Origin of the sequence: Methanolobus sp. WCC5 (genome assembly GCF_045690325.1) — an archaeon.
GTDB lineage: Archaea > Halobacteriota > Methanosarcinia > Methanosarcinales > Methanosarcinaceae > Methanolobus.
In genome coordinates, this window is the sequence record NZ_CP146981.1 from 1,013,982 (window position 1) to 1,035,361 (window position 21,380).

The window sequence follows — 21,380 nt, forward strand, 5'->3', positions numbered from 1 at the left end:
GAGTATGAGGTTTGGGTTTTAAGGAATGCGATGTCATTAAGCCTAAAATGGTCGATTATGATAGCATTTGTTAATTGTTTAACTAGTTGGTTTTACATAATCAGAATTAGATGCAAATATAATACTTTGAGATAAGAAAATGAAAATTGAGATAAGAACATAAAAATAAAAAACATCAAAAAGTATAATAATTAATGATCAGTATAACAAAATAATCTGTACTATATATAGACAGAACTTATAAGCAAACTTATAGGCAGGATCTTGTGTGTTCTGCCGAATCTATAATTTGGCTCATGGTTCATCAGTATGCAGATAACAGGTTAGCTTATATCGGGTAAGTGAAAATGAAAAAAAGTTGCATCAAGGTCTTGAAGAATAATGGCGAACCTCTGCGCAGGGAATTGCTGGAAGCAGAGCTTCTGGACAATTCTGCAAAGATCATCTGTCAGGGGGATTATCTGTATCTGCCCCTTATCAGAGAGCCGCAGGAATACGAAATTCGTGATCTTCCAGGGGATCTAAAGCTTACAGAACATGAATTCGAGGAGCAGAAGGGGCAGCTGAAACTTGAGGACCTCCTTGATGAAGTCCCGCATTTTGAGCTTATCGGGGATATCGCGGTGATAGAGGACGGAGTCCCGGAAGCTGAGAAGGTAGCCGGGGCTATAATGAAGGTGAAGAAGAATGTCAGGACGGTGCTTGCATCCCTGGGGCCTGTGGAGGGAGAGTTCAGGACACGCAGCTTCAGGACCATAGCAGGAGAGGACAGGACCTCCACTATCCACAAAGAGTACGGTTGCAGGTACTATATAGATCTGGAAAGAGCGTACTTCACCCCCCGCCTGGCCACAGAAAGAGCACGCATTCTCCTGCAGGTCAAAGATGGACAGACAGTTGTAGATATGTTTGCCGGTGTGGGCCCTTACAGTATCATGATAGCAAAGAAAAGTCCCCTCATCCGGGTCATAGCCATCGATAAGAACCCCGATGCTATCCATTTCCTGCGCCGCAACATAGAACTTAACGCAGTCAGTAACGTAGAAGCAATAGAAGGTGATGCAAACCTTGAAGCTGGAAAGCTTGCATCAATGGCCGACCATGTAATCATGAACCTCCCCCACAACGCACACCAGTTCCTGGATGCAGCCATAAAGCTCTGCGCCCCCGGTGCCACAATCCATTATTATGACATCACACCGGAGGATGATCTTTTCAGCAGCTCCCTGAAGCTGATAGATGAAGCCGCAAAAAGAGCAGGCAGGAGCACCGAGGTCACAGAGACAAAAGTAGTCCGCTCCTATGCCCCCCACCAGTTAAACGTCTGTATCGAAGTAAAAGTGATCTGACCAGCCCGAATAAATCAAATATAAGCGAAATCATTAAATCATTATATAGAATTATAGTGTCGTCCACATTGCCTCTGTGGCTTAGCGGTATAGCGGCTGATTCGTAATCAGCAGGTCGGGGGTTCAAATCCCCCCGGAGGCTTTTTTTTGGTTTGAATTCTTTTTTTTATAATTAGACCTATTTCAAAATGGTAGAATAAAAAACGCAGATTGTTTAAGTTTGTGTCCTTCTTAGTTAATTTTGACAAGCACAAAGTAAAAGAACAAAATAATATTTATTAGTTCTCCGTAAAAATCGGGTGATAAATATAGATCAAATTGTTATACCTTTTCGAGAGATAGTTGAAGAAGTAGAAGATGATGATAAAATACATTCTTTGTTAGGAACTTTTTTTGTGAACGGGAAACATTCATTCACAATTTTGTTCAACGGAAGTGTATTCACACAGAAAAGATGGGAGACACAAAGTCCTACTTCATTTTAGACAAAGAAAGCAATGATTTCAAAATACCCGGTTATTTTGCACTTACGTTAAAAGTGATGTGTTTAAAAGTATTGTTTTAGATAACATACTGTGAAAATACTGTGTTAGTTAGCTTTATCCTGCATGATTCTTTCCTAAGTAGTGTTTACGCCACCACATATCCTGTTTAACCTCTGGCAAACATCCAGCTTAAGTCCTGACCACCAGGTCCACAACAGATTTTTCAAACCTCAATTTTTGCATATTACACAAATTTAGCCATTGAATTTGTACAATACCCAATTAACAAAAATAAGAATGAATAGAACTAATATCCCAAAAAATAGAAAGTTTCGGCCTATACAAACAGTTTGGATTACTTTCCAAAGACTATATATGCTATATACGCCTATGATAAAATAGCTGCCATAAATAGCGATATTTATTAGCTTTTTTCTATTGAAAGAAGAAAATAATATGATTAGTGATTGGTAGTATACCAAATAATTTGGCAATAATTCAAATGGTGCGATATGAATGAAAATAAGAAGAATAATAAACAATGAACATGCGGTTTCACCCATCGTTGCAACCCTGATCCTCATAGTGGTTGCAATAGCCGGTGCAGCAACAGTAGGAACTATTTTAGGCTCATTCTCAGGCGATGTCTCCGACAGTACAAGCTCAGAAGATGCAGCAAGAGGAGCTTCTACGCAAGTCCTTGTTGCAGGAAGTACAACTGTCGGACCCGTATTGGACTTAATGAAAGATGATTTTGAAAAGAGTTCCTCAGGTATAGCCCTTAACGTTCAGGGCGGTGGATGTGGTGCAGGTATTGCAGGTGTGGGAATGGGTGTAATCGACATAGCAGCAATATCCAGGGAACTGACCCCACAGGAAAAAACAAAATATCCTGATCTGGAAACAGCCTGGATAGGCAGCAGCGCAGTAGTAATGATCGGTGGATCGGAAATCACTACATGGGACGGAACAACAATCGGTTTTACCAGCCCCTCAACAGCCTCATCAACAACACGAATGACCCCTGAACAAATAAAATCTATTTATAGTGTATCTGGTGGTAATATTGATGATCCTGCTAAACTACCAGACTCATCTGTTGCCGGACAGAAAGTCCTAAGGCATCTCATAACAAAACCCAACATTAAAGATGGAACTGGCGGAAGTGTAGCAGATTTTTCAGATCTTGCCACCAATCCAATCACTGTTTACAAAAGGGCTGAATCAAGGTCAGGCACTGAGTACGTATTCTCAGAACTCATAAGCGGAGATGGAGATTTCATTTCCACTAAAGGCGCAGTATCCGTTAATGGCAATGCTGGTATGATAGAAGCCATAATGAACGACCCCCGTGGAGTTGGTTTTGTAGACTACAGATATGCCCTTGAAGCTTCAAAGACAGGAAAGATCAACATTCTGGCAATCGATGATGGCACATGCGAACTGCGCCAGAAATGTGTCGATGATGCAGACCACGTGAAGTCACACATCAAGAGAGCATTGACTACGGGTAATGACGACTATACAGGCTATCCAGCAGGTCTTATAAGGAACATGTATCTTGTTACCGATGGCTGGCCAAGCTCACTTGAAGGAAGGTTCATTAACTACGCGCAGCAGCCAGGATCAATGGACAAGTTCGATGATGCTGGATATTTCAGTGCACTTGGTGTTGCATGAGCATCAGAGCGGATAAGTAGATGAGCCGGCCCCCGGCTCATTTTTTTATCACATATCATGAACAGAGCAGATACCAAAAAAATTACCCGATATTGACCTGAGGAGGAGAGGAATGGTTAAGAATACTACTTTATCCTGTGCCGGTCTTTTTGAAAAAGGCAGTATTGCGGACACACGGAAGATACAGATCACAGGGAAATCCACATTCATAGTCACGCTTCCAAAAAAGTGGGTGCTGGATTCAAAATTACGTGCTGGTGCTGAATTGGGGTTCTCTTATCAGGATGATGGGTCAGTGTTGATCGTCCCGCCGGGATACAGGGAGAAACAGCTTGTGAAAAAGATAAGTGCGGACAGGGATTTTGATTGCGTGGAACGTGATATTACAGCCCTGTACATACTTGGGAACTGCCAGGCAATAGAGATCCATGGCACAGAGATCACAAATGAGAAAAGGAACATGATCAGGGATCTGTGCAAGCAGCTCATTGGTTTTGAAATGGTGGAATCATCCCCCGGCAAGATAATAATCCGAAACCTTCTGAGCACGGAGGATTTCACCCTTGAAAAAGCTACAAAGCGCATGTTTTCCCTTGTTTACCTTATGTTCGATGACCTTATCAGGGTTCTAAATGAGAATGATGACATTCTCTGCAAGGACCTCATCTCAAGGGGTATTGAGATCGACAGGACATATTTCCTGATATCAAGGGTTTACCTCAGGAAGATGAATTTAAAGAACCACCTGGCAAAAGAAGACCTCAGTCTCACACAGGCATTTTACTACCGCATGGCTGCAGAGGAAATTGACAACACAGGTGACCTTATAACAAAGATCGCCATGTGCTTTGAGAACGGGAATGCTTCATGGGAACTCACATCCTGCATGACCGAACTGTGCAGCACCCTGAAGGACCTTTTCAGAGATTCATTCGAATCCTTCAAGCTTACAGACATTGAACGTTCCGGCCAGATAATCACCCGTGGAAAAGAACTTGGATCCTGCATAGAGACTGCCAGGAAAGAGATCTGTTTCAAGGAAAATGCCCGCCTGGACATATTGTTTGACAGTTGCATCCGTATAAGGGATCACATATCTAAAATTGCAAAGCTATCTATTGAGCTGTCACACCTGTAAAAGAGAAGAGACGCCAGTGCCGCAATAAGGCGGTGCCAAAAGCAGAAGCTGCAACAAAGCAAAAACAACAGAAAAAAGCCTGAACTTTCTGCCTATATACCCTGGAGGCTTTTTTGGCACTGTCACAGCTTTTTTGATAGCCTGCGGGACAGAACATATGCAAGCAGGGCATACCCCGACAATGTGACAAAAGCAAAAGGCACAGCCATATTGAAAAAAGATGATGGTGCGTACCAGCATGTGGAATAGAAAGTATAGAGGGAAAGTACCACTGCCGCCAGCAAACTGACCGTTCTCTTCATAGCATGGAATTCACCTGTAAGCATATAGCCCTTGCACAAAGGAAATATGTATTTTATTCCGGGCTGTTGGGAAAAGTCCTGAGATATATAGGCTATATAGGCTACATAGGCTATGTAGGCAATATTGCCCGGTATGTGCCGGCTCAGTTAGTACATACCAATAACCACATTTCAATAATCACCGGTTCAGCAATTACATATCCGGGCATCCAGACATACAAGAAACTCATTCCCTTTTCAGCACCTCATAACCGAAAACGGATATCGCGATAATTATCGAGGTCATGGAAAGCATGAAGACCATATTGGAATATGCTTCACTGAGAACAAACCATGACAGACCGCCCAGTACGTGCGTGACGCTCATAAGCAGGATAATAAAGACACCTATAGGATAGATATCCTCTTCAGAAAGGAATTTGAGAATGGTATAACCCATCACATAATAGAACACAACGGTAGCTGCCAGGTAGGGAAGCACGATATCGTTCCTTATTGCAAAAAGCAGCGTGGGACTGAACTCATGTGCAAGTATCATTTCAATACTATCTGCGAAATAGAAGGTCAGGGAATAGTCGATGACCACCGAAACGCAGAGAAAGAGAGGGATTACCCTATAATTGTGATAGATCGATCGCAGACTCTGCAATATTTGACGCATAATCCTTTATCCTGCTGAAACTGTCAATAATAAGCTCAATGGACTCTTCTGAAGGTAACTGACTGGCCATGATAAGTTTCTTGTTGAACATATCCTCCCTCCCAAGAACATCATTGGCCAGCTTGCTGTTTGATTCACGGAGTGCTTGGGTACTGTCCATGAACAGAGACTGACAGTCCCTGCACAGCTCCACCAGTATGGAGAGGACCTCCCCTGGCAGCACGATATAAGAGAAATGCAATGATATTTTAGATATGTGGTCGCCAATGCGTTCCACCTCATTGGCTGCAAGCCGGTAATAGAATGATTCTACAAGGCTCAGATTGTCGTGTTTTGAGACCTTTTTCAGGTTCAGACGCTCAACATGCTGTTTTGACACCAGCAGGAACATACGGTCAAGGTCATCATCCCGGGCTATGATATGACTGCAAATATCCCGGTCATTTCCCTCAAATGCACTTGCAAGCTCATCCAGCATGAGATAGACAAGCGAGGACATTCTTTTGAGGCCTTTCTCCATGGTGAAATCCTCTGTGTCAAGGAAATTCTTCATCAATATTGTCCGATCACTGCTTTCAACGATCTCAAGGCCCACAAGCCGGTGGCATAATTCCTTTATCTCCCTGTGCGCGTCAGATGGAATATGGTCACCTGCCAGCTCTATTGCCTGGTAGTCACCAATGATATACAAGCCCACTATATCTCTTTTGATATGTTCTAACTCTTTGTTGAATTTCAGTTTCTTCGTTTTCTTTGCAACCTTTAAACCGGGTGGTTTTAAGAGCAAAGAGCCATCTTCCTGGTAGAATATAGATATATGCGACCCCGCTTCCAGCCTGGAACGACTGGCCCATTTCTTGGGCAGGGTAAGCACATAGGTGGATTTACCTGTAATCTGTACTTTTCTTGTATCCATCTGTTCTCACGACCCAATAAGAACTCAGGACTATTGCTTCGGGTTTAGTCTATAAAGTTTTTCTTCATAGATTGATAGAATGTATGTAGACTATATAGTTAGAACAAAACTACTTAGAGCATAACAAAACTTCAATCTTTGCATTCATGGCCTGCATTTATGCAGATGCACCGACACCCTGCCCTTTTAAATGAGGAATTGAAAAGAAAAAAGTACTGCCTTTATCCGGTTCAGATTCAACCCATAATTTCCCATCATGTTGTTCTATAATATGTTTCGCTATGGTAAGCCCAAGTCCATTGCCCCCGAACCTGCGCGTTGAGCTTCCATCAGCCTGATAGAATTTTTCGAATATATGCTCCAGGTCATCTCCGGAGATACCTGTTCCGGTGTCTTTTACATAGACAACGGCTCCATCCTCCTGCAGAATAGTACCAATTTCAATATAACCACCTTTAGATGTGAATTTTAAAGAATTGTCTATAAGCTTAGTAAGCGCATATGCAAGTTTTTCGGGATCTGCATTTACAAATACATCATTGTGAAGTTGTTTTACAACATCTATACCTGAAGCTTCAAATTTTCCGCTGAAACTTTTGAATGCGATCTCTATGATACTGTTAATGCTCGTCTTAACAATATCCAGCCCCCCAAGATCACTTTCACCCCTGGCGACCTCAAGGAGGTCCTGGATCATCCAATTCTGTTTTTCAAGGGCTTTCAATGATTGATGCAGGTAAGTGATCCTCTTATCTGCATTCTGTTCTTCCATAGAGAGCTCAACGTATCCTTTCATGATGTTCAGAGGGGTGCGTAATTCATGTGAGATATTTGCAATGATGTTACGTTTCATTTGTTCTATTTTCTTTATTTCCGAAATATCTTTAACAACTGCCACATATTTGATCTCGTTCATGTATTCCACGCCCCCCATGCTCAAAATGACCGATTTCATTTTACCGCCCGGGGTCAGGAAGGCCAGCTCATGGATAAAGGCAACCGTGCTGCTGTCATGTTTCCCCAGAAACGACCTGAGACCATCATCCACTTCTTTAAAGAAAGAATGTAGATCGTGTCCGATTATCTCTTCTTTAACTGACTCTGCGATCTGCATAAATGCCTGGTTTGCAAATTCTATTTTACCTGCATCGTCAATGACAACAATCCCATCAAGACTTCCGGACACTATTTTAATAAGATAGTTCCTCGTATCCAGGACTTCCTTTGTAGCTTTTTCCTTCTCCCTGATAAGATAAGCAATATGTTCTGCCATATCATTAAAAGAATTTGCCAGTTGCCCTATTTCATTCATGGATCGAATATTGACCTTGTGATCAAAATCGCCTTTACCAAATGTTTCCACACCTGACTTTAGTTCCATTATAGGACGGGAAACCACAGAGCCTGCAAAATATGCAACATTGGAACCAACAAGAATGAGCAAAAGAACGAATAATCCAAGGGAGATCGTATATTTGTCTACAGTAGAGCGTATACTTGCCTGGGACATCCCTACATGTACCTCTCCTGCCTTTCCGTCCATTATCGGATATGATATGTCCCTTATGTAACCCTCTTCAGTATCAAGAAGCAAATCATTTGTCCCGCCCTGGGCCGGATTGAGACCTTTTAGGTCTGCAGGAAAACCGCCTTTGAAAGTATGGACGAGCACATCACCATATTCATCAACTATAAACACGTATACAACTTCAGATTCGCTCTCTTTTATGGTTTCCACAAGCCATTGAAGACGAACCTGGTTATCCGTAAGGATCGGATTCACGCTATTCTCAGCCAGATTGCGGGTGATTGAAATACCTTTCTCATTAAGTTCTGCCGTCATCATATTTGTCTGTACGACATTGAGGTAAGAACCCATCATGATCCCCAGCAGCAGAATAATAGCCACTACAGTAAGCGTCATCTTTGTTCTGATGCTGAAGTTATCAAAATACGAGAGGGAGGCATTAAATATTTTATCCATGTGCATCCTATTCCTCATAATTCATTGCCAAATGACGCATATGTGCTATGTTCCATTTCAACGAACATATTGAAATGCATGTTATGCAGAACCACCCTTCCTTCCGGATCATCATGCATCCTTAAAAGAGAGGTCTGTATCTTTCCCTTCAGTTCTTTATCGATACCCGGATGGACAGCTATAACAGGCACAAGCTGCGGGGGCGAGGAATCGATAATTTTCAGGTTCGATGAGTAATCCACCGAATTCTCAACTATATAAGCCCACATTATGCAATCAACTTCTGCACCGTCAATTGTACCCTGCAGGACCATATCGATGAAATTGTCCTGGCTGTTGCTATAGATATAACTTGAAAAAAACGATTCCGGAGATTCGTTTATCACAGGCTTCATATATTCGGGAACGATCTCGCCCCTGTTAAAACGGTAAGTATTGAATGCAAACCTCTTGTTATGCAAATCCTCAAGTGAATTGATATTCCCATCTGACCGAACTATCACATATGAGGAATAGAACAGGTCACCATGGATTACAGGAACCGCAATTACCTCCATACCAAAATCCCCGTGTCCTTCCATGTAATCATCCTCCCTTACAAAAGCAGCATCAAGATATCTGGTTTTCAGCAGATAATTGATCTCTGCAGGATTATCCCTCTGGACAAGTTCAAAGTCAAGACCAGTATTCTCTGAGAGATGACCAAGGAAGCCCTGGTAGAACTCCATGGTTGTTTTTGGGGAAGCCATGGAAAAAACCCCTATACGTAAAGGCCTTTCATCAGTGATTTGATTTTTTGGGATCTCAGTTCTTTCAAGAGAGACTTTTAAAGCCTCTTCTCCTTCAAAACATCCGCTTGAGAGGGTGATAACTAAAATAGAGAGAAGCAGAGAAGCAAACAGCAGATAGAATCGGGAATTCATATAAGAACCTGTCATTCTTTGTCTCACAAACGCACCATTTTGAATTTTTCCTGCAATTTATTATATGCCTCACAATTACACTATTTTTATTTAAATATACCTACATAATAATAAATATAATGGTACATATCCTATAATAATACACATTAATATTAAAGTACAACAATTATATATATAATAAATTCATTTAATATATCGAAGGAGGGTTTTAATTCATTGACTCGGAAATATGTAGTATTTCTTACTTTTATGGTCATCTTGTTTTCAATTATAATCGTTGCCGTTCAACCAGATACTGTGGATGAAGATGTGTTTACAGACCACACAAAAATGAATTCTTTTACCCCCTCAGAAGAAGATAATACCTCATATACAGGTACTGTCAAAAGTACCTTATTCATCAAAGGTTCTGATACTGTCCTTCCAATATCCCTGGCCGAGTCTGAAGCTTATACGAAACTGTATCCTGAGAAGAACATTGTTGTCATCGGCGGAGGATCATCTTTGGGCATTGCAAGTTTTATAGAGGGCGAAGTTGAAATTGCCATGGCCTCACGCAAGATGAAAGAGTCAGAATATAAAGCTGCTGTTAGCAATGGCATTGAACCCGTCGAAACCATAATTGCATGGGATGGAATATCAGTGATCATCAATAAGGACAATCTCCTGGAAAGCTTAAGTATGGATCAGCTCAAGATGATCTATACAGGAGAGATCACAAACTGGAAGGAAGTCGGTGGCAATGATGAAAACATAAAGGTCCTGATAAGGGATAGCAGCTCAGGCACATATGGATTTTTCAAGGAACATGTGCTTTTGGATAAAGAATACACAATATACGCAACCACAGAGCCAAACACTGAAGCCGTTGTCAGGGATGTGGCATCAGATACTTCAGCTATAGGGTATATTGGCCTGGCATACATGGATGATAGTGTAAAAATGGCAGGTCTTGCCGTGGAAGGAGAAGTATTCTATCCAGAAGCTGATTCCATCAGGAAAGGAGAATATCCTCTTTCCAGGCCGTTATATTATTATGCGAATAAACATACCGAAGAAAACACAAAAGACTTTATTGGATTTGTGCTAAGTGAAGAGGGACAAAAAATCATTGCTGATGTGGGATATCTGCCTGTCAACTGAAATACCGTAATTATCATCCCTTCAGGAAATCAGGACCTATCCTCCCGCTTCGTATCATATGGTCTGTAATCACCAGTGCCATCATGGACTCTGCCACAGGGACCATTCTTGGAGGGATAGTGGGGTCATGACGACCGTGTATTTCGACATCTACCTCTTCCATCAAAGACATATCAACACTTTTCTGGGGTTTTGAAATGGAAGGAGTCGGTTTTACAGCTATCCTGCATATTACTGGCAGCCCCGTGGATATACCGCCAAGGATACCACCGGCATTGTTAATCCCGGGAATTACCTGACCGTCCATAATCACAAAAGGGTCGTTCATCTGGCTGCCCTTCAGGCCGGAGCATGCAAAACCTGCGCCTATCTCCACACCCTTTACAGCTCCTATTCCCATCATTGCACACGCGAGATCAGCATCGAGTTTTGAGAACACAGGTTCTCCAAGACCCGCGGGAACACCGGTGGCAATTATTTCCACGACCCCGCCTATGCTGTCCCCTTCAAGCCGGGCGGCATTGACCTTTTCAAGCATCAGGTCCGCAGCCTCCGGGTCGGCACAGCGCACAACATTCCTATCGACATTTGTGCGAATATCACCAAAGGAAAGCCTTTTTGCCTTCACTCCTCCAAGTTCTGTCACATGGGCAAAGACCTCAATACCTGAAAGTGATAATAGTTTTCTTGCAACGGCTCCACCGGCAACCCTTCCAATGGTTTCCCTGCCTGATGACCTTCCTCCTCCACGGTGGTCACGAATGCCATACTTCTTTGAATAGGAAAGGTCTGCATGACCCGGACGAGGTATATGCTTAATGTAATCATATGCATCGGACCTGGCATTCCTGTTGCGCACGACCATGGACACAGGCATTCCTGTTGTAATCCCTTCCAGCACACCGGAAAGGATCTCAACTGTGTCTGATTCCAGACGAGGAGTGGATACTTCACTCTGCCCCGGGCGCCGGCGGTCAAGGTCTTTCTGAATATCCGATTCTGAAAGCTGAAGTCCTGCGGGCACCCCGTCAACAACTACTCCCAGGGCTTTGCCATGAGATTCACCCCAGGTAGTTACCCTGAAAGAATGTCCGAATGTATTTCCTGGCATAATCGTATAGATTCCCTGATAATATTTATATGGACCGCGTGTGAGCCGGTTCTATGTGCACAAGCACATCCTCTATCCCGTCAAAATTCTCCTTGATGCGGTACTGGACAATGTGGGAAATGGTATGTGACTTATAGGTGCTCATCTCAGGGTCCACTTCAACATGCAGGTCGACATAGACGTTCCCCGGAGGACCCCTGGTGCGTATCCTGTGACAGTCTATCACCCCTTCGATATTGCGGACAACCTGTGCGATATCATCGGTATCTATCTGCGATTCATCACAAAGGATGGATATACTGCGAAATATTATTTCGGCTCCTGCATGCAATATGACAACAGCGATCAATATCGATATGACAGGATCGACTACAGGATAACCAAGACTTATCGCTATCAGGCCGATAATAACTGAGATGGAGACATAGATATCACTTTTAGTGTGTGCTGAATCGGCCAGAAGGACTTCACTGTTCATTTCCTCACCAACTCTGCGCTCATAGGTGGTGACCCCATAGTTGATTGCCATGGTCCCAAGCATCACTGCAAAGCTTATTGCAGTTACCTGCGGAACATTGCCATCCCCTAAGCGCTCAAATGCGGAATGAACAATCTCAAATGCCACCAATGCCAGCAACAAGGCAATCATGATAGATGCCAGGGTTTCGAATTTACGATGACCGTATGGATGCTCCTTGTCCGGGGGTTTGGCTGCTATATGAATACCTATAAGACCAATGATATTGGATACGCCGTCAAAAAGAGAATGGAACCCGTCTGACTGCATGCTAAGTACATTTGTGTAATAACCGTATGCGATCTTGGCAAAGGATACGGCCAGGTTCAGGAAAAGCACATAGAACATCACTTTTCTGATTTTCCTGAAACGTGCATCCATATCGTACATCAATTAAGACTATTGAACCTTAACAATATAAACTATATGATTTTTATATCTAAAAAAAGAAGGAGAGCCAATAATCATTAACTCCAAATGATTTAATATATAAATAGATACATAGTATACCCCGGTGAGATCTTGACCCTGGCTATAAAGAACATTACTTTCCTTATTTCAGCATTGATTATAATTAGTATCAGTTTCGGATGTCTTGAAACTCCCATGACATCACCAGCAACAATTGATGAGAATGCCCTCCTGGCCTACGGATGGTCCCAGGTATCAGTGGAAGAGAGATCATTTGAGCAAACCATTACCAATTCTACAAGCATAGTCCTCAATTCCGCAACTGTGAAATACCAGAATGAAAGGCTTATATCTGATATCAATGAGCAGGCAATTGAATTTCAGGAAAGCAACAAACTGCCTGTTTCAATAGACCTTCCCGGGAGCATAAGTGCCAGCATTGTCACATATCGCCTGTCCCTGCCTGCCGGAGCAAAACTGCCCACTGGACTTGTAAGTAAAATTATGGAAAGCAAGATAAATGAGATCGAAGCGGATAACAATGCCGGGGATGTGCAGGAAACCACTACACGAAAAATAACACTTTCAGATGGCACAGAAACGATTGTCAGGATATTTTCTGCATCAGGCAACTCAACAGACTCAGAAATGAGGATTGTGGTATTTGTCACAGCCTTTGAGAATGATGATTCAAGCACCATTGTAATGGGCTTTGTACCTGACGGCGGACATCATGTTGAGATAGGGCCGGTGAATGGCACACTGTTCTATATCGATGGGAACAAAGAGATCAATGAGATGCTGGAACTTGTGAGCACAATTGAGTGAGGAGAACAGGATACCTGCATAGCTGACATCCATATATTCGTATAGAATCCAGATAAAAGAAATTACAGATATGGAAATATGTGACAGAAATATTAATATATACACCATAAATTATTAAAACTATTAGATATAATATAGGAATGGTATAATACTGGTTTGTTCTGAGGTGTGGACTCTTTCTCTAATCCTCCTGACTGTTCCCCGTCAAAAAACACACCTCAGAATCAACAGAATCAGATCTAATGTATTGTTTTCCATGATAACTCAAAGATCAGAAGCTAACAGCTCCATACCCTCACCTATGAAGAATAAGGCAAATACAATATACACAAGCCCCATGGCACGAATTGTACAGAGGTAATACCCACTACTTAGAAATGATCTTGACCTGCCCACAATTATTGCCACCAGGACCTTTGAACCAACAAGAAGGGTGTAAAATCCTGCAATGAAAAGTCCTGCTGCCCGCATATCCGTTTCTATAGCACTGAAAAGGATGGGAGCACCAATAGTAATCCAGAAAAGATATGGGTGAGGGCTCAGGAAATTGGCCAGAATACCTTTCCTTAATGAATTCCTGTCCCCGGTACGGAGATCAATATCATCGTTTTTGATCCTGAATGACCCAATTCCAAGATGGATAAGATAAGCTGCCCCTGCCAGACTTATTATTGCAAGTGCAAACCCCTGGCTTTCAAAATTCACCAGAACCAGTAAAACGGATGAAACGATAAAGAAGTCCGTTAATAAAGGTGATAATGCAACCTTGATGCCTTCCCCGGGACCATGCTGCAAGGTTTGGGAAACTGTCAGGGCCAGAAGTGGTCCCGGAGAGATACCTGCGGCAAGACCGAGAAAGATACCCGATAACAGAAACTCAATGATCCCAGGCATATCCGGTTCTCCTTATTCATCAGATGGCCATAAAGGTTTTGATTTAGGGATAAAATGAATGTACATACATATTGAAGACAGGTAACGACACCATGTATATATATAATAATCAGTATCATAAGAAAATACATTTGATCAAAAAATATATCACAGGCCCCTAAGATGAAATATCAGAAGAAACAAAATAAAATATCAAGAACTATTGAAAAGAATTATGTTAATGAGACTGACAGGGCCGGTCGGACTAAATCCCAGATATCATGCATAAAACAAAATATATAAAGAAATACATATAGCTCAAGAAGAGCAATAATAGATCCTTAAGAAGAACATAGGGAAATGTCTGACAATAACATGATTAACAACTAATAGCCAGAATGATAAGGTTCATATGGCCAGGGAAAATTAGGGAAATGAATACAAGCTCCGATATGAAGATGAACAGGAATCTGATTCTTAAAACCACTGCATTGTATTTACTTCTGGCCAGCGTCTGGATAATATCCTCGGATTCTGTGCTGAAATGGTTTGTCCCGGATGTTGAGACCTATATGAGGCTGCAGACATATAAGGGCTGGGCTTTTGTTCTGGTCACCGGCTCTCTTCTTTACATTTATCTCAAACCTCGCATCCAAGAACTGAAAGAATCACAGGAACATCTGATTGATGCTGAAAGACTGCTCCGGGACAGATTGGCTTATGAGCTTGCAACTGTTGAATGTATGCGTATTTTACTCGAGGCGGAAGATGTAGAAGATATCCTGCCCCGAATACTTAAAGTACTACATAAAGCTGTGGATAATAGCAGATCTTACATATTCAGGAATGTCGATGATCCCAAATTTGGATTATGTATGTCGCAGATATACGAAGTTGTTGCTGATGGCATTGAACCGCAAATAGATAATCCTGACCTGAAACTTCTGCCGTACAGTGAAGGGGCACAGAGTCTGTATCCGTCATTGCTATCAAGACAACATTATGCACATATTGTTGAAGATCTTCAGGAACCTGACAGGACAGTCCTTGCGGAGCAGGGAATCGTTTCAATACTTATCCTGCCGATATATACCGGGCAAGAGCTCTGGGGTTTTATAGGATTTGATGATTGCCAGAAACCCCGCAGATGGCAGGAAGATGATATCAACCTCCTCAGGATTGTTGCTGACGGTATTGGAGAAGCTATCTTAAGTCAGCGGGCAAAAAATGCATTAAAGGAAAGTGAAGAAAGATTCAAAACCCTGCACAATGCATCTTTTGGCGGGATCTTCATCCACGATGACGGAACAATAATGGACTGCAACAAAGGTCTTTCAGAAATGACAGGCTACTCAAATGACGAGCTTATCGCAACTGAAGGTCTGTTGCTTATAGCTGAAGAATTCAGGAGTATGGTCCTCAACAAAATGAGCTCAGGGAATGAAGAGCCATATGAGGTAATGGGACAACGCAAAGATGGCACGATCTATCCTGCAAGGATCCAGGCAAAGAGCATCCCGTATAAAGGAAAAAGTGCAAGGGTTGTTGAGCTAAGGGACATCACCGATCAGAAAATATCAGAAGAAGCTCTGAGAAAAAGCGAGGCAAAGCAGAGTGCTATGATAGAGAACATTGCTGATGTGATCGGCATTGTGGATAAGGATGGAGCTATCATCTTCAAGAGTCCGAATATAGAGAAATGGTTCGGCTGGAAGGCAGAAGAGATCATTGGAATCCCTGTATGGCAAAATATCCACCCTGATGATCTGAAACGAACACAAGATATCTTTTCAGCCATCCTTGAACGTCCAAAGGCCACAGTGACCTCAGAAGCACGTTATCTTTGCAAGGATGGAAGTTACCGGTGGATCGAATACACTAGTATCAACCTTCTGGAAGAAACTTCTATCAGAGGGATCCTAATGAACTATCGCGACATCACCGAACGTAAGCAAGCTGAAGATGCGTTGAAGGAGAGTGAGTGGAAATTCAGGAACTATATTGAAAACGCACCGCATGGTATCTTCATTACAGATGAACAGGGCAAGTATCTGGAAGTGAACAATGCTGCCTGCCTGATCACCGGATATCAGGAAATGGAATTAGTCGGGTCGAACACCATTGATATCGTAACCCCTGATTCAAGGAACAGGGCAAAGCATTGCTATAATGAAGTTAGGAGGACAGGCTTTGCAAGTATTGAGCTGCTTTGCACAGGCAAAGGTGGAAAAGATTTCTGGATGAGAATGGACGCTGCAAAACTTTCCGAAACCCGTTTTATTGTCTTTGCAAGCGACATTACGGAGAAAAAGAATGCAGAGTATTCTTTGATAGAAGCCAAAATGCTTGCAGAAGAGAACAGCCGCATCAAATCAGAGTTCCTTGCAAACATGAGCCATGAACTGCGTACCCCCCTCACAGCAATTATTGGATTTTCGGACCTGCTGAGTACAGGGATGTTCGGAGAACTTAATGCGAAACAGCTTGGATATGTCAATCATATTAACAAAGGTGGAAATCATCTGCTTGACGTTATAAATGATGTGCTGGACCTTTCAAAACTGGAAGCAGGTAAAATGGAAATTGATTGTGTGAAGTTTCCTCTTTCAGAATTGTTTGATGAGGTACGTACATCTATGTCCCCGCTGGCCGACAGAAAAGAAATCGAAATGGAAATTGTGAACAATATCACAACAAATGAGATATTTGCAGACCGGCTTAAGTTCAAACAGATATTGTTCAACCTGCTGAGCAATGCCGTAAAATTCACCCCCGAGGGTGGAAAGGTTTCTGTAATTGCCGACAGAACTAATAACCATGTCCATATATCCGTATCTGATACAGGCATCGGGATTCCTCCTCACATGCTGGAAGAAATATTCAATCCTTTCACACAGGTCGATGCATCGAACAAAAGAAAATTCGGAGGAACAGGTCTTGGGCTGGCACTCGTAAAACAGTTCGTCGAGATGCACGACGGGAATATCGATGTCAAAAGCAGGGAAGGATACGGGAGCACTTTTACTTTTACCATAGGCAAACAGGATGCATTGGAGAGGATGCAGCAATAACGACAAAATACAAGATCATTGATGTGCATTAAAAGCTTCAGCAACGTTTGCTGCCGGTCAGCTATTAGTATGCTTCAAACCCTGCCAGCAAGCAATTCAAGGTTTTGTTCAAATATCCTGGAACATATCTTAAGATGCGCGAGCTCTTCAGATGTACTTTTAAGTTTGCTTCTAAGTTCGAACATATCATCTTCAAGCACTTTGATATAAGCCATCTGCTGTTCAATTCTTGAATCCTTGTTGATCATATTAAGATGCTGTTTATGGATGGTTACATGTTTCCCGATCTCATCCTCAGTCTGTTGTCGCATTTGAGAAAGTTCCTTTTCCCTGGAATTGATCATTTTTTCCATTGAAGAAAGATCGGCGTTAAGATGCTTTAGGTATTCACGTTTGCGTGCTATCTTTTCATTACCTACCTCAATATCCATCTCATAGGAAGCAAGTTCCCCTTTCTGTGCAAGCATATCTTTTATTTTTTCATCCAGAAGGGATCTGGTCCTTGAAATTCTCTTTTGCCTTTTAGCAAGGACAACTTCCTCTTCATATTGAGAACGAAGTACCCTGTAGTGTTCTGATTTTCTTTTTTGAAGTGAATCCTGATCCAGTTCATATCTTTTAATCTGTGATTCCAGTTCCTTTACTCTTTCAGAAAATGTATCTCTTTTCTCTTCGAATTCCTTTTTTGCAGCTTTCAGCCATTCATTTTTATCTGCAAGCTTTTCATATTCCCCTGCAATAAGTTTTTTTGCTTCATGGATCTTGCGATACTCTTCAATAAGTAAGGATTCGTCAGACTTTATCTGTTCCTTTTTTAAAGCGATTTCTGCACGCTTTTTTTCAATTTCATCAAGCTGAATGAAATATTTTGCTTTGATATCTTCAAGATTCTGAAGCTGGTTCTGGTAAAAGAGTTCCTCACTCATGTTATTACTTCAATTTTACAATTTTTATAATTATGTGGTTTTGATTGATAAGCGTTATAGTATAGTAGTATTTATCCCGGGTTTTCAGAGATTACATTGACCTGAAAATTGTCCTGTAAATACATATTTATGTAGACATATAATAACAACATGTCCATATTTTGGCTTCATGACCATAAAATGATGACCTTACTGTGCCACTATGGTTATAGATAATATTGTATAACTACACAAAACAACATATGAACATCAAAAGAATCCACAAGGCACGTGCCTCCCTCATAAAAAGTGGTTGGTTGGTTGGTTGATATACGAGTTGCCGCCAAAGACATACTTCAAGCATGTCACCGTGCCTTGTTTTAATAATCAGTTAGATTGTATTTAAGTTTTTATGAATGGTTCTGACATAAAAAATACTTACAGGGTGAAAGTCAATCAATCAATCAATCAATCAGTGCTCTACAAATCCAGGACAATTTTAAATATTAATATCCCATGTCCTTACAGGAATGGAGACAAAAACGATAAAATGCAATAAATGTAACAATGATGCTATTATCTTCCAGAAATATTCAGGTATGCACCTGTGTAAAAGACACTTCATAGAGGATGTTGAGCGTAAGATAAAACTTACCATAAGGAAACATTATAGCGTTAAAAGGAATGAGGTCATTGCAGTCGGACTTAGCGGTGGCAAGGATAGCAGTACCACTCTTTACATACTGGACCGGATATTTGGCAAGAGACCGGACATCGAGATTGTGGGAATTTCCATTGATGAGGGTATTGAAGGCTACAGGCCGGATACGATTTCATCTGCAAAGGAACTCACCGAAAAACTCGGAATCAGGCTCATTGTACGCTCCTTCAGGGAGGAATATGGCACCACAATGGATGAAATAGCACCGATGCAAAGGGAAAAAGGAGCGTGCAGCTATTGCGGGGTCCTGCGCAAATCCCTGCTGAACAAAACAGCACTGGAAATCGGCGCTACAAAACTGGCTATAGGTCATAATCTTGATGATGAGGCACAGACCATTCTTCTGAATCACCTAAAGGGTGATGTATCGCGCATGGTAAGGCTTGCTCCGCCAAAAGAGCTGGAAGGACTTGTATTACGAATGAAGCCCCTCAGGCAGATCCCTGAGAAGGAAGTTGCACTTTATGCCTATCTTCACAACCTGCCACTGGGTTTTGGCGGATGTCCCTATGCACATGAAGCAATGAGAAGGGAAATAAGGATCATGCTCAATGAATTCGAAGTCAGGCATCCGGGTACAAAATATGCCCTTTTGAGTGGCTTTGACAAGATATCGGGCATACTGGGGCGTGAATTTCCACAGGAAGGACTGTTAAACTGTATCATATGCGGTCAGGCATGTACCGGAGAACTATGCCAGGCATGTAAACTTTTGAAACGCGGTCAGTAGTCCAGCGCATAGTCATCAAAGGAATAAAGTTTCCTTTTTTCCCTGTTTAAATAGAAACGCGTAAGCCAGACCGTGATGAGGGGTTGTATAACGATGACATTGAGAATGAATTCCCCAAATGACCAGAGCTGTGCAAGCACATCCACATAGGATGTTGCTTCTCCGATCAGACTCAGCATCACTGTTATGCCTACCACCAGGAGCCACATCATAAAGGCAGGGAACATATTCTCCCTGAAAACATGAATACCTTTTTCAATCGCGGATATAGGATCAAGGCCGTCAATGACAAGTGCATAGTCCACAAGAAGAAAGATAATGCTCAGGACAATTACATACAGCACCCACAAAAGAAGGCCTGCCGTAAGCAAGGATGCACCTGCAAACGCATTCTGCGGGTTTGCCAGGAAAAGATCCAGATCACCTATTGAAATAATACCAGGGACCAGGAACACCAGGCCTGCAACTGCAAGCAGGAATACGAGTACATTCGTAAGGAAAAGATTAATAAAATTTTCCTTTCCACCCCGCAGCATATCGCCAAGATCAGTGTTTCCTTTTTCTGAAGCTTCACTTGCCATCTTTATAGCTCCTGCAGCAAAAAAGGACTGGAAAAGCATGTAAAGCATGAGTAGGAAGACACCTGTAATGATAAGCAACCACATGCTTTGTGAAAAGATAGAATAGAATATTTCCAGCATTTGGTCAGGACTTATGTTTTCAGGATCGATGTTCTGTTGAGAGACGATCGGAACAATAAATAAAACCGTGAATACCAACATTGCCAGAACAAAGAAAACTATAGCTGTTATCATCTCAAGTATAAAAGGAATACATATGTTAAGATTCCCTGTCCATGTACCAAAACCTTTTCGGATAACTGTTACAATGTCCTCAACCATCAAAATGACTCCGAAGATATGGACATTCTATGTATCACTCATATTTATTTGCATCCCATAATAACTTTATTCATGAATAGATCGATAGAGGAATAACTTATATATTTTAACATGTAAACCAAAATAGCAAAATATAAATAATATAATGACATGTAGAATTTGCTTTTGCGCGGGTGGCTCTTTTCATACACTAAACCCACTCCCACACTTAAACCCCACTCCCCAAATACATTAAACCCGACCACCCGTGCAAAGCATGTTGTCTTCTTTGACAGGCTATTTGTTATTTGACAGGCTATTTGTTATCGGATTCTGTTTTGAATTTCAGTGATTTTAAAATCTTAACTAAGAACAGATATTTGTTAACTTGCATTCAAGAAAAATAACTGTCGGATGAAAATATCAGGAAAATATATATAGTTATTATCAGCTATCTTTTTGCAGGGGTTAAAACAATGTCAGTGATGTACGATATATGGGGATTGATCACGCTTGTATCTGTTATATGGGTCATATATGATGTAATGACCAGGAATGACAGACTTGAACCAATTAAGAAAGTGCTATGGATAATCATTGCAATAATTTTTGGCGTCCTTGGGGCCATAGCTTACTATTTCCTTGGGAAGCGGTAATCAACATCAGAAAATCAATTTTTTTCATTTTTTTCATTTCTTTTTTAATTCAGATGTAGATGTTATAATACATTTATTAGTAGTAATCATTGGAA

Annotated in this window: 18 protein-coding genes and 1 tRNA gene; 9 read left to right on the forward strand and 10 right to left on the reverse strand. The window is 41.7% G+C overall.

Going from position 1 to position 21,380, the window contains the following annotated elements; all coding sequences use genetic code 11:
• Positions 1-347: 347 nt before the first annotated feature.
• The 4 genes from V7O64_RS04835 (at position 348) to V7O64_RS04850 (ending at position 4,652) form a co-directional block, all read left to right on the forward strand.
• Positions 348-1,349: a class I SAM-dependent methyltransferase gene (locus tag V7O64_RS04835; RefSeq protein ID WP_407357264.1), complete on the forward strand. Its 1,002-nt coding sequence runs from the start codon at positions 348-350 to the stop codon at positions 1,347-1,349.
• A 70-nt stretch (positions 1,350-1,419) separates the two neighbouring features.
• Positions 1,420-1,491: transfer RNA gene (locus V7O64_RS04840), tRNA-Thr, on the forward strand.
• Between the two features lie 859 nt (positions 1,492-2,350).
• Positions 2,351-3,514 carry a substrate-binding domain-containing protein gene (locus V7O64_RS04845; RefSeq protein WP_407356892.1) on the forward strand — a complete coding sequence of 388 codons (1,164 nt, stop codon included), beginning with the start codon at positions 2,351-2,353 and terminating at the stop codon, positions 3,512-3,514.
• Between the two features lie 112 nt (positions 3,515-3,626).
• Complete coding sequence (locus tag V7O64_RS04850) at positions 3,627-4,652, forward strand: PhoU domain-containing protein (RefSeq protein WP_407356893.1); 1,026 nt, start codon at positions 3,627-3,629, stop codon at positions 4,650-4,652.
• Between the two features lie 122 nt (positions 4,653-4,774).
• Here the strand turns inward: V7O64_RS04850 and V7O64_RS04855 are convergent, their stop codons facing one another.
• The 5 genes from V7O64_RS04855 to V7O64_RS04875 all read right to left on the reverse strand — a co-directional run bounded on the left by V7O64_RS04855 (position 4,775) and on the right by V7O64_RS04875 (position 9,465).
• Positions 4,775-4,978, reverse strand: coding sequence for a hypothetical protein (locus V7O64_RS04855; protein WP_407356894.1), 204 nt, complete (start codon positions 4,976-4,978; stop codon positions 4,775-4,777).
• Positions 4,979-5,180: 202 nt separating this feature from the next.
• Entirely contained in the window at positions 5,181-5,615 is a 435-nt protein-coding gene (locus V7O64_RS04860) for a hypothetical protein (protein WP_407356895.1), read from the reverse strand.
• Positions 5,569-6,531, reverse strand: a complete 963-nt coding sequence (locus V7O64_RS04865; protein WP_407356896.1) for a PhoU domain-containing protein — start codon at positions 6,529-6,531, stop codon at positions 5,569-5,571. The genes V7O64_RS04860 and V7O64_RS04865 overlap by 47 nt, the downstream gene beginning before the upstream one ends.
• A gap of 157 nt (positions 6,532-6,688) precedes the next feature.
• A complete protein-coding gene (locus V7O64_RS04870; RefSeq protein WP_407356897.1) occupies positions 6,689-8,515 on the reverse strand; it encodes an ATP-binding protein in 1,827 nt (608 codons plus the stop codon).
• Positions 8,516-8,529: 14 nt separating this feature from the next.
• The gene (locus V7O64_RS04875; protein ID WP_407356898.1) at positions 8,530-9,465 is read right to left on the reverse strand and encodes a PhnD/SsuA/transferrin family substrate-binding protein; all 936 of its coding nucleotides are present in this window, start codon (positions 9,463-9,465) and stop codon (positions 8,530-8,532) included.
• Positions 9,466-9,735: 270 nt separating this feature from the next.
• Here V7O64_RS04875 and V7O64_RS04880 point away from each other — a divergent pair, with 270 nt between their 5' ends.
• On the forward strand, positions 9,736-10,581 hold the full coding sequence (locus V7O64_RS04880; protein ID WP_407356899.1) for a PstS family phosphate ABC transporter substrate-binding protein: 846 nt from the start codon (positions 9,736-9,738) through the stop codon (positions 10,579-10,581).
• A 13-nt stretch (positions 10,582-10,594) separates the two neighbouring features.
• Here V7O64_RS04880 and aroC read toward each other — a convergent pair whose 3' ends face one another.
• Positions 10,595-11,692, reverse strand: coding sequence for a chorismate synthase (aroC, locus tag V7O64_RS04885; RefSeq protein ID WP_407356900.1), 1,098 nt, complete (start codon positions 11,690-11,692; stop codon positions 10,595-10,597).
• A gap of 25 nt (positions 11,693-11,717) precedes the next feature.
• Entirely contained in the window at positions 11,718-12,599 is an 882-nt protein-coding gene (locus V7O64_RS04890) for a cation diffusion facilitator family transporter (protein WP_407356901.1), read from the reverse strand.
• A gap of 132 nt (positions 12,600-12,731) precedes the next feature.
• On the opposite strand from V7O64_RS04890, the gene V7O64_RS04895 reads away from it, so the two are divergent.
• On the forward strand, positions 12,732-13,448 hold the full coding sequence (locus V7O64_RS04895; RefSeq protein ID WP_407356902.1) for a hypothetical protein: 717 nt from the start codon (positions 12,732-12,734) through the stop codon (positions 13,446-13,448).
• Between the two features lie 264 nt (positions 13,449-13,712).
• Here V7O64_RS04895 and V7O64_RS04900 read toward each other — a convergent pair whose 3' ends face one another.
• The gene (locus V7O64_RS04900) at positions 13,713-14,342 is read right to left on the reverse strand and encodes a LysE family translocator (RefSeq protein ID WP_407356903.1); all 630 of its coding nucleotides are present in this window, start codon (positions 14,340-14,342) and stop codon (positions 13,713-13,715) included.
• Positions 14,343-14,773: 431 nt separating this feature from the next.
• Here V7O64_RS04900 and V7O64_RS04905 point away from each other — a divergent pair, with 431 nt between their 5' ends.
• Complete coding sequence (locus tag V7O64_RS04905) at positions 14,774-17,392, forward strand: PAS domain S-box protein (protein WP_407356904.1); 2,619 nt, start codon at positions 14,774-14,776, stop codon at positions 17,390-17,392.
• Positions 17,393-17,466: 74 nt separating this feature from the next.
• On the opposite strand, the gene V7O64_RS04910 is transcribed toward V7O64_RS04905, so the two are convergent.
• The gene (locus tag V7O64_RS04910) at positions 17,467-18,318 is read right to left on the reverse strand and encodes a hypothetical protein (RefSeq protein ID WP_407356905.1); all 852 of its coding nucleotides are present in this window, start codon (positions 18,316-18,318) and stop codon (positions 17,467-17,469) included.
• Positions 18,319-18,827: 509 nt separating this feature from the next.
• Between V7O64_RS04910 and V7O64_RS04915 the strand changes: the two genes are divergently transcribed.
• Positions 18,828-19,748 (forward strand): TIGR00269 family protein, encoded by a 921-nt coding sequence (locus V7O64_RS04915; RefSeq protein ID WP_407356906.1) that lies wholly within the window; start codon positions 18,828-18,830, stop codon positions 19,746-19,748.
• On the opposite strand, the gene V7O64_RS04920 is transcribed toward V7O64_RS04915, so the two are convergent.
• Complete coding sequence (locus tag V7O64_RS04920; protein ID WP_407356907.1) at positions 19,742-20,650, reverse strand: hypothetical protein; 909 nt, start codon at positions 20,648-20,650, stop codon at positions 19,742-19,744. The genes V7O64_RS04915 and V7O64_RS04920 overlap by 7 nt on opposite strands.
• Before the next feature lie 455 nt (positions 20,651-21,105).
• Here V7O64_RS04920 and V7O64_RS04925 point away from each other — a divergent pair, with 455 nt between their 5' ends.
• On the forward strand, positions 21,106-21,285 hold the full coding sequence (locus V7O64_RS04925) for a PLDc N-terminal domain-containing protein (protein WP_407356908.1): 180 nt from the start codon (positions 21,106-21,108) through the stop codon (positions 21,283-21,285).
• Positions 21,286-21,380: the final 95 nt, after the last annotated feature.

Bases quoted from the DNA above. Each gene is read 5' to 3' on its own strand.
- V7O64_RS04860 (WP_407356895.1), bottom strand. From the start codon at position 5,615: ATGCGTCAAATATTGCAGAGTCTGCGATCGATCTATCACAATTATAGG.
- V7O64_RS04865 (WP_407356896.1), bottom strand. From the start codon at position 6,531: ATGGATACAAGAAAAGTACAGATTACAGGTAAATCCACCTATGTGCTT.
- V7O64_RS04925 (WP_407356908.1), top strand. From the start codon at position 21,106: ATGTCAGTGATGTACGATATATGGGGATTGATCACGCTTGTATCTGTT.
- V7O64_RS04845 (WP_407356892.1), top strand. From the start codon at position 2,351: ATGAAAATAAGAAGAATAATAAACAATGAACATGCGGTTTCACCCATC.
- V7O64_RS04850 (WP_407356893.1), top strand. From the start codon at position 3,627: ATGGTTAAGAATACTACTTTATCCTGTGCCGGTCTTTTTGAAAAAGGC.
- V7O64_RS04870 (WP_407356897.1), bottom strand. From the start codon at position 8,515: ATGGATAAAATATTTAATGCCTCCCTCTCGTATTTTGATAACTTCAGC.
- V7O64_RS04920 (WP_407356907.1), bottom strand. From the start codon at position 20,650: ATGGTTGAGGACATTGTAACAGTTATCCGAAAAGGTTTTGGTACATGG.
- V7O64_RS04915 (WP_407356906.1), top strand. From the start codon at position 18,828: ATGGAGACAAAAACGATAAAATGCAATAAATGTAACAATGATGCTATT.
- V7O64_RS04900 (WP_407356903.1), bottom strand. From the start codon at position 14,342: ATGCCTGGGATCATTGAGTTTCTGTTATCGGGTATCTTTCTCGGTCTT.
- V7O64_RS04835 (WP_407357264.1), top strand. From the start codon at position 348: ATGAAAAAAAGTTGCATCAAGGTCTTGAAGAATAATGGCGAACCTCTG.
- aroC (WP_407356900.1), bottom strand. From the start codon at position 11,692: ATGCCAGGAAATACATTCGGACATTCTTTCAGGGTAACTACCTGGGGT.
- V7O64_RS04855 (WP_407356894.1), bottom strand. From the start codon at position 4,978: ATGCTTACAGGTGAATTCCATGCTATGAAGAGAACGGTCAGTTTGCTG.
- V7O64_RS04890 (WP_407356901.1), bottom strand. From the start codon at position 12,599: ATGTACGATATGGATGCACGTTTCAGGAAAATCAGAAAAGTGATGTTC.
- V7O64_RS04905 (WP_407356904.1), top strand. From the start codon at position 14,774: ATGAAGATGAACAGGAATCTGATTCTTAAAACCACTGCATTGTATTTA.
- V7O64_RS04910 (WP_407356905.1), bottom strand. From the start codon at position 18,318: ATGAGTGAGGAACTCTTTTACCAGAACCAGCTTCAGAATCTTGAAGAT.